Below are 13124 nucleotides of genomic sequence, written 5' to 3'. Positions count from 1 at the left end.
GGGACGGACGTGCCACAGCGCCGGCCAGGTCAGCCGGGCTGCGATCGCGGAGTACCGATGGATACGCCGCCCAGCCAGCGTATTGAGTCAAGTCGATTGATCGCCAGCTGGGATCGGTGAGACGACACATTGATTGCGATAGGTGGCGGGTACCATTCGGCTATGCCTGCGCGCCGCGTCACCGCCACTATCGCCCTCGCCGCGCTGGCGAGCCTGCTCGCCGTCAACGCCGCCCGGGCCGACGGCCCGGCGATCAGCACCCCCGGCACCCCCACGGTGGTGGCCAACGCACCACATCAGCTGACGCTCAGCTGGGCACCCTCCGCCTGGGTCGAGCCGGGCTCGGAGCAGCCGATCAACTACGAGGTGCAGGTGCCGCTGGGGCCGAACACGTACCGCTTCCTCGGCTCCACGACCGACACGACCATCACGCTCACCGACCTGGCGCCCGGGACGACGTACCGGATCGCGATTGCCGCCCGCGCGCTCGGCGGCTACTCCGACACCTCGCCCGCCAGCACTGTGCGCACCGCCAACGGCCGCGCGACGGTCAGCTACCTCAACCTCGACTGGTCCCCGACGAACAACCAGATCCAGCACATTCTGAAGGTCACCAACACCGGCACCGGGCCGCTCGACCTGAAGGTGGTGCGGGTGCGCTACCACCTGCGCTTCGAGGGCGCCAACACCTCGCTGGTGCCGAACTGCGACTGGGCCGCCGTGGGCTGCGACCGGATCCGGCAAACCGTGCAGTTCTTCATCCCGCCGGGCGGGCCGCCCGGGTTCACGACGCCAGCGCCGCCGGGCTATCCGATCCCGGGAACGCCGGTCCCCGGCTGGGTCGAGCTGACCTTCACCGGCGGCTCGCTTGAGCCGGGCGCGTCGACCGGGCCGATCCAACTACGGCACCACCGGCACAGTTGGAGCGACATCGACGAACGCGATGACCCGAGCTGGCTCGCCGCCACCGGCCAGTGGACCGAGAACTCGCGGATCACGCTGGACGTCGACGAGGTCCGCGAGTTCGGCGACACGAACGCCTGATGCCGGTGAGTCATCGAGTTGAAGCGGCTTCATCGGGCGGCGAGTCGAAAAGAGTCATGACGAGCGCAACTATGCTGAGGAATCCGGTTCCAAGCGCCAGCACCAGCGAAGGGACGAATGCGTCTGGTGGCGGGTACCAACCGCCGAGGACCCAGGGTATTGCGATGATGAAGACAACGGCCACCCACGACACGACCTCATTGATGACGAGAGCGATCGAGATGCGGGCGTCGCGGTGCCGCAGAATCCGAAACGCAGAATCGACCGACGCAACGACCAGCATGGCACTGAGTACAACGAACGTCAGGACGCCCCAGATCGGAGTGAGATTAGCGAGTGTGAGTGGCACGATGAGTGGGAGGGCGTTGAGCAGGAACACGCCCCGCACTCCCGATCGCACGTACCGGTCGGAGCCAGCCCGGGTCTGGCGGGCGCGGCGCTGCCCTGAGTCCAGGTAGAAGAAGACGCCCACGAGGAACGTTCCGACAAGCGTGGCTGCGATTCCTGCGAGGCCGACCAGGAAATCGTCGCTTACTTCTCGCATCTCGATCAGACTCCTCACGGGCCACCAACCTGAAGCGGTGTTCCCCCAGCCAACCTAGTAGGACACCGAGGAATCGGGGCGAGGTTCGCATCGCGCATGGTGGCCATCTCGTCCGGCAGAGCCGCAGTCCATTAGCGGTTGAAGGTTTCGGGCAGGTGGATGCGGGCGGCGGGAATACCGAGGGCAAGCAGTCGTGGCCGCGCGTCGGCCAGCATCGCGGGTGGGCCACAGAGGTAGACCTCCTGGCCGGGCCGGTAATGGTCGCGGGCGATGGTCAGGGCGTCACCCTGTTCCGCCGGCTCGGCGCAGGGGTCGGCGGAGAACGCCGGCACGACGGTCAGCCAGTCGTTGGCGCATTGCAGCTTGTCGAGAGCGATCGCGTCGTACAGGTCGGTGAAACTGCGCGCGCCGACGACAAGCGTCACCCGCCGGCCGTCCGGGGCGGCGGCGACCTGCTCGACCAGGGCGCGCAGCGGCGCCAGCCCGGTGCCACCGGCGACGAGCAACAGATCGCCGGTGCAGGACGGGCCGAGGGTCAGCCCGGTGTCGCCGGGTGGGCCGAGCCAGAGCTGCTCGCCGGGGCGTACCTCATGGACCAGGCGGTGGGAGACGGTGCCGGCGGGTACGGCGCGGACGTGTAGCTCGACGGTGCCGTCGGCGCGTGGGGCGTTGGCCGGCGAGAACCAGCGCCAGTGACCGGGCAGGTCGGGTGTGCAGACCGGGACCGCCTGACCTGGTTGGAAGGGCAGTCGCCGCCAGGGACGTACCGTCAGGATGGCGATGTCGGGCGACGGCCGCTCGTGGCCGATCACCTGGACGTGCCACCAGGCTCGGCCGTCGCCGACCTGCGCGGCGGCCCGGCGGATGGCGTGCGTGGCGCGGCACAGGGCGCGCTCCGCGGCGCGGGTGAGCCGCGGCCTCCACTGTGGGTGCGCGTGGCGGGCCACGGTGGCGAGCAGCGCGTCGCCGATGGTGGTGGAGTGCGGGAGCAGGTCAAAGTGACGGTACGCGCGGCCGAGCACCAGGAGCAGCGCCGCCCGAATGGCCGGGTCGTCACCGCCGACCACGAGTTGGCCCAACGCGGTGAAGAACAGCGGCGCGTCGCGGTGTGGGAGCAGCCCCGGTCGGCGATCCTCGAGTGTGCACCAGAAGTCGCCGGCGGCCCGCACGTCCACCGACGCCCAGGCGGCGGCCAGGCTCACGGGAGTCGGGTGGTCGTCGTCGATCAGGGTGGGCATGCCGGCTCCGAGTCGTTGACGGATCGAGTGGCACCGGGGCGGGCGGGACGGAGCTGCGCCGTTGAGGGCCGGCGCAGCTCCGGAGTCGGGACACCCGCCCCGGGCCATGGGTCGACTCTCGCGTCTGACCAGGCAATAGGGCATGTCACGTTGATCATCGGCAGCATGCGTGGTCCGTATGCGGTCGATTACGCGTCATCCTGGTCGGGCAGACTGGCGGGCATGACGGAGCGTCCGGTGCTGTATCTGGTCGTCTGCGCCGCGGGTCCGGCAGAACACATCGACGAGCTCGTCGACCTGCTGATCGCCGACGGGTGGCGGGTGTGCATGATCGTCAGTCCGACCGCCGCGCGGTGGCTCGACCGGGAGGCGTTGCAGGAAAAGACCGGCTATCTGGTACGCGTGGAGTGGCGGATGCCCGGCGACCCGGAGCCGCACCCACCTGCTGATGTGGTGGTGGCGGCGCCTGTCACGTTCAACACGGTGACGAAATGGGCGCTGGGCATCAACGACACGCTGGCGCTCGGCGTCCTGAACGAGTCGCTGGGCGCGGGGTTGCCGATCCTTGCCTTTCCGCACGTCAAGGCGGAGCTGGCCGCCCATCCGGCGTACGCGGGTCACCTGGCGGTGCTGCGCGCCGCCGGTGTGATCGTCGCGGAGGGCAAGGCGCTTGCTTCGCCGGACGGGCCGAATTGGGACGTGGTTGTCGAGGCGCTGCGGTTGCTTCGTCCAGCCTGAGCATCTGCTCTCTTCTTCAGCGGTCCTTGAGATATGCGTCGTGCGTATACCAACTCCCCACGCACCGTGTTCAATGGACAGGCTCGATGAGGCGAGACGGACGGAGCCGCCGGTGACCCACGAAACCTGCCCCCGATGCGGCGGACGGCTGGCCCGGGACAACGACAGCGGACGGTGTACGCCGTGCCAGGCCGCCGAGCGGGATCGATTGAGCGCGCCGCCAACTGTGCCGGCGAGCTTCTGGGAGCACGAGCCGGTGCGACTGGCACTGGCCGAGCGGCATCTGGGGCGGGTGATCCGGGCGTATCGCTGCCATCCGTACCACGGTCGGGTCGCGTTGCCGCAGACCGTGGTGGCGGGGTGGTTGGGGATCACGCAGGCGCAGTTGAGTCGGGTGGAGAACGGCCCGCCGCTGGTGCACCTGGACCGGCTGGCGCACTGGGCACAGCTCGTCGGGGTACCAGCCTCCTGCCTTTGGTTCGGTCTCCCGGACCAGCCTTATCGACCGGACGTCAGTGCCGCGAAGGGCAGAGCAGACGAACCTTATGGTGACAGCGAGGTAACTGAGCGGGACGATTTGCCATCCATGGCGGTTACCGTGGAGGGGGCATCAACCGAAGGGGGTGGCGCTACGGACCGGCGACGCTTCAACGCAATGGCCGCGCTGGCGGGACTCGCCGCTGCCGGCCACTCTCACCTGCTCACAGGCCCTGCCGAGGTTCCCAGGAACATTGGCATGGAACAGGTCCGACTGGCCAGTTCGCTGGTTCAAGACTTCCGCCGAGCCGATGCGGCAGCTGGTGCCGACCGACTCTGCGACGTCGCCGTCCAGGCGCATGCCAGGCTGTCAGCGTGGGCAGCCAAGGCCAACTACAGCCGAGAAGTCGGCGATGCCCTTCAAAGTGCCCTGGCTGACCTCGGCATCCAAGCCGCATGGCTCGCTACCGATGCTGAACGCAGGCCCGAAGCCAGGCCGTACCTGAACGAAGCCATAACCCGCGCCCGCATCGCCGACGACCCTCGTATGGAAGTACAGGCCCTGACCCAGCTGTCTATGCTGCTCCGCGACAGTCAGCCCGGCGAGTCGTTGCACTGCGCCGAAGCCGCGCTACGCGTCTCGGCCAGATGGGCGACACCTCGACTCACCACGCTCTTACATCTGCGCAGGGCGCACACCTACGCCGTACTCACGGACACGAGTGGGTTCAGTCGGGAGATGACCAAGGCTCGCCGCGAGTTGGAGCGCGGACCGCACGAGGATGATCTGGGGTTCGTGGACTTCGTGAACGAGCAAGAAGTGAACGGCATCCAGGGGCTTTCTTACCTCGCGCTGGACCGGCCCGACCGTGCCGCTCAGTCGTTCCGCGCAATCATCGCCAATCCGTCGCCGGGTCATCGCCGCAACCAGGTCTACTACACCGTGCACCTCTCCGAAGCGGCATATCAGCAGGGCGACGTCAACGAGGCAGCGCGCATCGCGCTGGACGTCCTGCCCGCGGTAAGCCAGATGAACTCGGGGCGGATTAGCCGGCACCTTGCGCAGATGCGCGCGAACCTGGCGGCGCTGCGGCAGGCAACCACGGCGACGCGACAGTTCGTCAACGCCTACGACCAGGCGGTGGTTGGATGATCGAGGGATTGCAGCTCCGCCATCACAGCGCCAAGGAGGCTGAAAGGCTTCTCGATCAGCTAGTGGACCTCTACCTGGAGGTCTACACGGGCGGCGGCGAGTTCTACGGCGAGGACCGCTACCGCCGCCAGCTCGATCTGCATATGCAGCGGACTGGATGGGAGCTAGTCACCGCAACGGCCGACGGGACCCTGGTCGCTTACATCTATGGGTTTCCTTTGCCGCATAACACTCGTTGGTGGGACGGCATCCAGGATCCTGTGCCGCCCGCGTTCACCGAGGAGAACGGGAAGCGAACCTTCGCGCTCAGCGAACTGCTGGTACATCCCGCATGGCGGCGTCAGGGCGTCGCGAGGGCATTACACGATGACTTCGTCGCTAGCAGAACTGAGACGCGAACGACGCTATTGGTTCGTCCCGATAATCTCCCGGCTCAGGCGGCGTACCACTCCTGGGGCTGGAACGGAGTCACCAAGCTCCGGCCGAACTGGGAGGGGGCACCAGTCTTCGATGTCTTGGTTCGCATCGCCGCAGAGATTCGTCCTCATCCAATGGAGTAGCTGCGGTGGCGAGTGACACGGGACGTAAGGGACGCAGACTTGTTTCAATGAAGGGATCGACGAGGTCAGCGGACGACGCCAACCTTGGCCGTGAGATGGCTGCTGACGCAGACGACTGTCCCCGGTACAGCGACTGGGCCGGGACACCGGCAGCGGACGGTGCGGGCCGCCAGGCCGACGAACAGGAGCGGCCGAGCGCACCGGCCCTGGTTACGTCGAACCTCTTGAAAACACCCGGTCACCTGAGGTGCCTCTTACCCGGCCGAGAACTCGATCCGCGCCGGCGGCAGGATGGGAGGGCTCCGGCATTACCCTCAGACGGAACGTGATTCACGGAGCGTTCTGCGATAAACGCAGCCAGATACGCTTCACAAGCAGGAAGAACACGGAACGGGCTCGTTGCGCGACTATGAGTTACTCTTTCATAGTCTACGCTGACGGCGTGCCGCGCCTTGCAAGCAGTCTCTCAAGCCTCACAGCAGAGCTTGTCCGCTGGATCGATATCAACAAGACCACACCGCTGCCAGCAGAGATGGTCCCAGGAGCATCTTCGGAGGAGCTTCAACGGCTAGCCACTTTAGGAGCAGTAGCAAAGGCCCTAGCTCCGGATGCCCTTAGCGGTTGGCCGGCGGCGTTGACTCTCTGGGCCAACACCCCGGACACCAAGTTAGCGTCCGGGATAGCTTCGGCGGCCAAAGAGGCGATATTTGCAAAAGAAGCAGACCTCTTAGCAAAGGTATACGAGCAGTTAGTCAGTGGGCCGAATCGGCGCCGTCTTGGCACATTTTTCACACCGCCGCCTATCGTCACCTATATGGTCGATCAAGCGAAGGACATCAGCCACAGACAGTTGGCGTCCGTCATTGATCCAGGAGCGGGAGTGGGGGCTTTCACGACGGCCGCGCACGACGCTTGGCCTAACGCTCGAGTGTTATCGGTCGATCTCAATGTTGTCACGCTCGGTCTACTTGCTACGCGGATAGCGGTCGAAGGTCGTTCTCAGGCAAACAAATCTCAAAATGCGGGAGTGGAGTTGATCCACGGGGATTACCTGTCATGGCTAGACACCCATTGGCCACAAACGACAGGGCCAAGGCTGATACTCGGAAATCCGCCCTATACTAGGCATCAGCAAATGACCGAAGTAGGCAAAGCGGCCGCGAGAACTGCAGCCGGAGCGCTAATCACTAGCGGCCTGGCGGGACTTTCCGCCTATTTCGTCGCGGCAAGCTTGAGCAAGCTCCAGACTAACGACAGCATGGTCCTTCTGCTTCCCGGGTCATGGCTAGAAACTCGATATGGACGGGAGATCCGTGAATGGCTATGGCATTCACAACGGAGACGAATCGAGCTTGACTCGTTCCCTAGCCAAGTGGAGGTTTTCCCCGGGACTCAGGTAACAGCAATGATGCTATCAGTTGGACCGGAACGTCGGTCGAAGCAGCCCTTCATAGTGAGATCTGTCGATCTTTGCAACGAAGGTGCCGCACCAACAGTTAGGCGGCGGGCCGAGGTGCGTCCGCTTAGAAATTCGTCCTGCCCAGCGACCTTCACACGGTTCCTCGGCAACAACAAGAAACCCCGACAGCGCAACGTCCTCAGCCTAGGCAGTGTCGCCACTATCCGTCGAGGAGTTGCAACAGGGCGAAACAGTTTCTTTTTTCTCAGTGACCAAACACGAGCAGAGAAACACCTAACGACAACGGCATTGCGTCCGGCCATCGTGAAAGCAGCTCACTGCCCTGGCCCCATTCTGACGATGGCCGCACACGAAGCGCTGCGGATCAACGGCCTACCTTGCTGGTTGCTAGACCTCAACAGCTGGAATAGCGCCCAAGCGGGGGCGCTGGAGTCCTACCTTGACGAAGGGATTAAGGCCGAGGTACACCTTACACATCTCGCCCTGAAGCGACGTGAATGGCATACTGTGGAGTATGTCAAGCCTCCCGATATTTTCTTGGCCCCCGTAGGCAAAAAAATGCACCGCATCATCGTTAACGAGGCGCAGGTAGTTGGCAGCAACAACCTCTACGGAATTTACCTGAACGACGTTGCGCCGTGGACGGCAAGGAATTTAGCGGCCTGGCTAATGGGGGAAACCGGCCAAGCATCCCTCAGGGCACTTGCGCGCGAGTACCAAGGCGGATCTTCGAAGATCGAGCCGAAGTCTCTCCGGACACTCGAGGTGCCAGAAGAATTGCCATCGTCAGACAACAATAGCTGGCAGTTCACGGCGTCGACAGATTAATGGGCCCCGCAACTTACAATGACGGGAGGTTGGATTTGAGCCGCAGTTCATTCATCGTGATACTAAACGAGAGGGAAGCGATTCGCTGGGTACTCACACATCACCAGATAGCTTTCACCGCTGCCGCCGCCCGCCGCGAGGCCCGAGCACTAAAGCCAGGTGATGAGCTTTTCCTCTATATTACTCGAGGCGCTTGGCACAATCCGACGCGGCATCGCGGGCAAATCGTCGGCTCAGCCACACTGACTACAAATGTATCAGCCTTCGACCGTCCGCTTGAGATAGCACGTCACCAATTCATAACCTACGCTGGAATTCGAATTACCCATCTGACGAAGCTTCAGCACGGGTTGGACCTCAGCGAAACCGCCCACGAGCTGGAAGCCATAAAACAACCGAAGGCGTGGTACATGTATCTCCGGCGATCATTACTGTCCATAAATGAAGTTGATGCCGCGACCATCGCACGCCTTATGCCGAGAAGCACAGACGAAGCATCGAGCGTGCTATCGTCCTATTTCGATACTCGGCCTGAGATCAGAACCGTCTCTGGCGTGGCACAAGGTCCAAGACCCCGCTGATCCGCTCCCCGGAGTCGATATCCGTCGCCTGAAGATCCAATAGTGACTGGCCTAGCTCGGCAACATTTGCACCCTGAGCTACCAACCACCTCGCCAGGTCAACTACCGTACCGGCGGGAACCCCGACCTCCCGGGCCACTTTTTTAGCGTCATTATCGTGGGCAAGAAGTGTGTGCCCTTGCTGGCAAGCAAATAAAATGCTCTCCGCCTCACCCAGATTCGCCTTAGAACCGGTCTTCACCCTTCGGCCTGTGATCGCGGATTTCTCGAGCTCCAACGCTTTGAGGCGGGCAAGTAGAGCATTGAGCTTCGGAATATCCGCATCGTCCACAGGGGGCGCGTCGACCAACCATCGAGCAGCCGTCCCCCCGAAGTATTGTGCTGCTCGCCCTTTTGCATCGTACTTCTTCGCATGGAGCGCCAACTCCTGGCGGACCGCATCTACCCAGTGAGTCTTCCGCCCCCATCGGCGCTTAACGTGGTCCCTCAATTGCTTCGAGTAACCTAAGCAGAGAAGAGGACCAGTATCAGCAACGTACTCCCCGTCCTTCGTCACTGCCAGCGCTGTTCGATAGCCAAGCTGGCTCATCACTGCCCACCTTCCGAAAGAACGCCGGACGCACGATCGTCGTCATTCAGAGAATCAGAGGGCGGAGAGTGCAGACGCCATCTATCCGTCGAAACGACCAGTGCCAGCAACTCAGGGTCATCACCGTTCAGCCGGCTACGGCTCGCCCACGCCTCGTCTGCATACGGAGGCCAGTCATCTGGCTGTAGTCTGACCGCATCCTTCGCGCTAATCGGCTGTCGCGCTGTAGAATAATCGGACCCGATCTCAAGAACAGGGTCCGGCACGGACAGCCGTTCGAGCTTGCTGCCGTGGATCGTGGCAGCCACGGCAGCAATTGTCTCCGGATCAGGGTCATCGTCCAAATCATGCTCGGCCAGTATTCGTTCTATAACAAAACTGACTCCCGCTCGCCACCAACGCTTGCCCATAAAAGAATTAAGTGGCCCGTTGTATCGAGCTTCCTCAAGTAGGTGACCGAGCTTAGTAGAAGAAGAGAGAACCTCTTCGGCAGCGCTGACCGTTATGCCAAACATGACAGCAACTTTTTGTACATCAACAAGGAAAGTCGGATACGGCAATACTCGCTGTAGAAACCACCGGAGCCACGCCCTACCTGCGGTCCGCTGCGCAACTACATGCTGCGGTGGCCTACATTGTTCCACCTGCCACCGAGCGTCGTCGGTCCACTCCGCGTCTGGCAGTCGGAGCCATTTAATACCTGGATCGCCAGTTCCTGCGCTCCAGTCGTCCGGCAAACTTGCAGTGGCGCGCGCCAACTCGGCAATCCTTTGTGCCGTTGACGGAGTGTCCGCTACCGGCACGCTACCCTTTTCAAAAACCCATTCTAAATTGTACTGCGCCGCCAGCAGGTGCTGTCTGGCGGCGGATGGCAGCCCGGCACCTATCGTTTCGACTTCGCCGGTCCTTAGGACGAACGACACGGCACTCTGAGGTGGTCCCTGCCGATCACCGCTACCTTCGACGCGCGACCTTAGGACAGATGCAAGACTCAGACCGTCCGGGACTCGTAGCGCTAACGGAACCGACTCCTTGTTGCGACCTGGCCAATGGTCAAGGTACTGGTCTACGACGACAGTCGCGGCCTGATGGAGGAGAGATTCTTCCAAGTCATCGGGAGCCAGATAAACAGCATCGACGCCCAAGTCTTGCAATACCTCCGAAAATGGTGTCTGGTCCTCGTCATCGATAATAAGTACCAACGGAGCCCGCGGCTCTGCTCCTTCGGAAAAACTTGACGTACTATTTTCGCTCATCGGCGCTCCTGGGGGTCAGGCAGATCTACGCGAATACTGGTGGCGTAACCAGCAGGCGGCTCTACAAAACTGATCTCGCCGCGGTAGTCCTCAACTAAGGCTTTGGTAATTGGAAGCCCCAGGCCGAGACCCTGTCCCAGGACTTCGTTGACCTCTGTTGTCGTTGTCTCGAAAGGCAGGAACCAGCGGTTGGCTTCGCCCAGATCCACCGCGACACCCGTGTTGTGAATTAGGAGTGTTACGCCCTTGCGTCCCAACGGCCTGCCGTCAACGAAGACTCTTCCCGGTGAACCAGCATTCTTAACGGCGTTCGTGAGGAGGTTAGTTAAGAGGACGCCCATTTCTGCCGGGAAGATGGGAGGGGTGAGCAGATCTTCCCCAAGCTTGTCCTCAAGGACTACATGCCGTTTAGCTAGTTGGTCGTGAAGCAATCGCTCTACAACTGCGAGGCGCTCTTTTAATTTTTGCCGAGAGCGGCGCCGGCGAGGGTCGGCAACGAGCACGTCCGTAAGATAGCTACTCTGCCGGGAGAGCGAATGGGTCAGTTCATCAAGTGCCTTAACAACTCGCCTCACTCGCTGTCCCCCGCTCCTCGATAATTCTGGGTCCAAAAGGAGAGGGTTTAAGAGTTGACGGACAGTGCTTGCTTGCCCCAACATGCCATTCACATCGTGCACAAAAGCGCCTAGCTGAAGGCCGACGCTCGCTAGAACCCGAAGGTCTGGCTGCAGGCTTTGCAAGCGGTCTAGCTCGGACTGCGCAACTCGGAAGCCGGAAAGCAGCGTGTTTAATTCATCGGCTTCGGCAAGGGGATATTCCAAGGAGCGTAGCCTGGCGGCAACTGCGCGCGCATTATCGATAATCACCTCCGCCCTTAGATTTATTACGAGCGGAGCTAGAACATCAGATTGACGGCCGGGCTTTGGCTGAGCGGCGTCTGGCTCCGGGCCCGAACCCGCCTGATCACCTTCGTTCTTATTCCCGCTAGAACGTTCACGTGAAACCGGTTGCGAGGGCGCTGACCGCAGTTCATTGTCGGTCGCCTCCGTCTCCGCTGCTGCGTTGGCCCGTTCACGTTCCGTGACAAGATTTGCGACCGCCCGACGGACTCTTACGCCAAGCTGAACCCCGGTGCGGACAAGGTCCACCAATGACGAAAACGCCTCATTAGGTACAAACCCTTCCCGATTAACAAGACTCTTGAGTCCTCGACTGTTTTCTTCCGTAAGGAATACAGCGCCGAAGTATCCTATATTACTTGTGGCACTCAAGGCTTCTTTCTTGTCCTCCTCGAGAGCGTCGCTTGCCTTCTGATCTATGTCGATTTTATAAAAGCGCGGTCCACTCCGATAATCACGATCAAGGCCAAGCCAGTCGTTTCCATGCTCCCCATAGGGGAGTACCCGAAAGCCTTCCAGGTAGACACGGACCCCACTATTGGACTGGACAAACCCCGCCAACGGCCCCCGCCTTGTGGATGAGTTTGGATTCGTGAAGATGCGAGCTTGGAATCGACACTTATCCGGTCCAACATTGGGTTTCTCGAAATAGTACGGTTTAGCTTCGGGTTCTTGCTTCGCATAAGATTGGAGGGGCGAAATCTTGTATTTGACGACATCACCGAGACTATCTATCTCGATCAGCCATTGGAAGTTCGATCCTGCTTGATCCCAAAAATCGTCGCCGACATCGAGATCGCCGCTATAGGTTACATTGAATCCGGGGTCGTTCGATTGTGTGGCGTCTCGCACGAGAGGTTGATCAATAATTCGCTCGCCGACGATAGCGCCTGGTAACCAATTTGCGTCCGTAAGCGCAGGAGGGGGCTGGGCCGTCCGTAGTTCTCCTACGAAGGCCGCTAGCTGAGGACTCGTCCACTTTACACGGAGGCGACCAAGCTCTATCGAAGTTCCCCTATTTTGAGGGGTCGATGGGATGCCCAACCGCTCAACGTGAATGCCCGCCTGAAGATCGTTTAGAGTGTCTTGCTCCTCAATCACGTCCCAGTCAAGAAAAGCCGATACCCCCGAGCGACCCGACTCTGCGTTGACTTCTGGCCAAGGGACACTCACGACCTTTAGGGTCGATGCGAGCTTGTGAGCAGCAAGCCGACCGATTCCCTTCTGCCCCGTGTAACGTCGGCCGTATCTGGGTGATCGCCGAGTTGCGCCCTCCTTGTCCCGACCGGCGATCCTCAAGAAGGCGCTGTTGAAGCGCTCGTAAGTCATACCGTTGCCATTGTCGACGATCTGAAGTAATCCGTTCGACGAATCAATATTCTGGGCATGGAGTATCACGTCCGACGCATCGGCGTCATACGCGTTCTTGATAAGCTCTAGAAGAGCCGTGCTGGCTCGCCCTACAAGCAGCTCACCCAACTCGCGTAAAAGGTGAGTATCGACGGTGAACCCGGGAACGGACCTCACCTCCTTGATAGGAACCCCTGCGTGCACCCGACGGGAGGCCTGCCGTGCGGTCTATGCCCCGCCGAGTTGTCTGGGCAACGTCTGGAGGCTACATCGCGGGAAGCGAACACGGGAGCCCGCTACTCGGGCTAACTCCGTCTTCAAGGAACACCCGAGCCCGTCTCTCCGGCGTTGTGATGACGCCGCTCAAGTGATATGCAGTGGCTTGGCAAGCTGCTAGGGGCGGTTCAGCCTCATCTGTCAGCTAGCCGACAGCGCATCAATTGCACG

Annotated in this window: 10 protein-coding genes; 5 read left to right on the top strand and 5 right to left on the bottom strand. The window is 61.6% G+C overall.

Annotated elements, in window-relative coordinates:
• The first annotated feature begins 162 nt into the window (after nt 1–162).
• Complete coding sequence (locus tag ABZU25_RS04815) at nt 163–1044, top strand: fibronectin type III domain-containing protein (RefSeq protein ID WP_355027971.1); 882 nt, start codon at nt 163–165, stop codon at nt 1042–1044.
• Nucleotides 1045–1054: 10 nt separating this feature from the next.
• Here the strand turns inward: ABZU25_RS04815 and ABZU25_RS04810 are convergent, their stop codons facing one another.
• Complete coding sequence (locus ABZU25_RS04810; RefSeq protein ID WP_355027970.1) at nt 1055–1606, bottom strand: hypothetical protein; 552 nt, start codon at nt 1604–1606, stop codon at nt 1055–1057.
• A 113-nt stretch (nt 1607–1719) separates the two neighbouring features.
• Nucleotides 1720–2826: an FAD-binding oxidoreductase gene (locus ABZU25_RS04805; protein WP_355027969.1), complete on the bottom strand. Its 1107-nt coding sequence runs from the start codon at nt 2824–2826 to the stop codon at nt 1720–1722.
• A gap of 222 nt (nt 2827–3048) precedes the next feature.
• Here ABZU25_RS04805 and ABZU25_RS04800 point away from each other — a divergent pair, with 222 nt between their 5' ends.
• The 4 genes from ABZU25_RS04800 to ABZU25_RS04785 all read left to right on the top strand — a co-directional run bounded on the left by ABZU25_RS04800 (nt 3049) and on the right by ABZU25_RS04785 (nt 8002).
• Complete coding sequence (locus tag ABZU25_RS04800; protein ID WP_355027968.1) at nt 3049–3564, top strand: flavoprotein; 516 nt, start codon at nt 3049–3051, stop codon at nt 3562–3564.
• 112 nt (nt 3565–3676) lie between these two features.
• Complete coding sequence (locus ABZU25_RS04795) at nt 3677–5194, top strand: hypothetical protein (RefSeq protein ID WP_355027967.1); 1518 nt, start codon at nt 3677–3679, stop codon at nt 5192–5194.
• On the top strand, nt 5191–5754 hold the full coding sequence (locus ABZU25_RS04790) for a GNAT family N-acetyltransferase (RefSeq protein WP_355027966.1): 564 nt from the start codon (nt 5191–5193) through the stop codon (nt 5752–5754). Before ABZU25_RS04795 ends, ABZU25_RS04790 begins: the two co-directional genes overlap by 4 nt.
• Before the next feature lie 442 nt (nt 5755–6196).
• Entirely contained in the window at nt 6197–8002 is a 1806-nt protein-coding gene (locus ABZU25_RS04785; protein ID WP_355027965.1) for an Eco57I restriction-modification methylase domain-containing protein, read from the top strand.
• Between the two features lie 537 nt (nt 8003–8539).
• On the opposite strand, the gene ABZU25_RS04780 is transcribed toward ABZU25_RS04785, so the two are convergent.
• From ABZU25_RS04780 to ABZU25_RS04770, 3 genes are read right to left on the bottom strand one after another with little or no spacing between them, the layout of a single operon-like run.
• Nucleotides 8540–9172: a hypothetical protein gene (locus tag ABZU25_RS04780; protein ID WP_355027964.1), complete on the bottom strand. Its 633-nt coding sequence runs from the start codon at nt 9170–9172 to the stop codon at nt 8540–8542.
• A complete protein-coding gene (locus tag ABZU25_RS04775; protein ID WP_355027963.1) occupies nt 9172–10428 on the bottom strand; it encodes a hypothetical protein in 1257 nt (418 codons plus the stop codon). Before ABZU25_RS04775 ends, ABZU25_RS04780 begins: the two co-directional genes overlap by 1 nt.
• A complete protein-coding gene (locus ABZU25_RS04770) occupies nt 10425–12806 on the bottom strand; it encodes an ATP-binding protein (protein WP_355027962.1) in 2382 nt (793 codons plus the stop codon). Before ABZU25_RS04770 ends, ABZU25_RS04775 begins: the two co-directional genes overlap by 4 nt.
• Nucleotides 12807–13124 lie beyond the last annotated feature (318 nt).

This window comes from Micromonospora sp. NPDC005215 (assembly GCF_040607915.1).
Lineage (GTDB): Bacteria > Actinomycetota > Actinomycetes > Mycobacteriales > Micromonosporaceae > Micromonospora.
The sequence above is the reverse complement of the archived record's forward strand: the minus strand, read 5'-3'. Positions and strand labels throughout refer to the sequence as shown.

Excerpts from the sequence above, each read along its gene's own strand:
- ABZU25_RS04780 (WP_355027964.1), bottom strand. The coding sequence starts at position 9,172 with ATGAGCCAGCTTGGCTATCGAACAGCGCTGGCAGTGACGAAGGACGGG.
- ABZU25_RS04805 (WP_355027969.1), bottom strand. The coding sequence starts at position 2,826 with ATGCCCACCCTGATCGACGACGACCACCCGACTCCCGTGAGCCTGGCC.
- ABZU25_RS04790 (WP_355027966.1), top strand. The coding sequence starts at position 5,191 with ATGATCGAGGGATTGCAGCTCCGCCATCACAGCGCCAAGGAGGCTGAA.
- ABZU25_RS04815 (WP_355027971.1), top strand. The coding sequence starts at position 163 with ATGCCTGCGCGCCGCGTCACCGCCACTATCGCCCTCGCCGCGCTGGCG.
- ABZU25_RS04775 (WP_355027963.1), bottom strand. The coding sequence starts at position 10,428 with ATGAGCGAAAATAGTACGTCAAGTTTTTCCGAAGGAGCAGAGCCGCGG.
- ABZU25_RS04800 (WP_355027968.1), top strand. The coding sequence starts at position 3,049 with ATGACGGAGCGTCCGGTGCTGTATCTGGTCGTCTGCGCCGCGGGTCCG.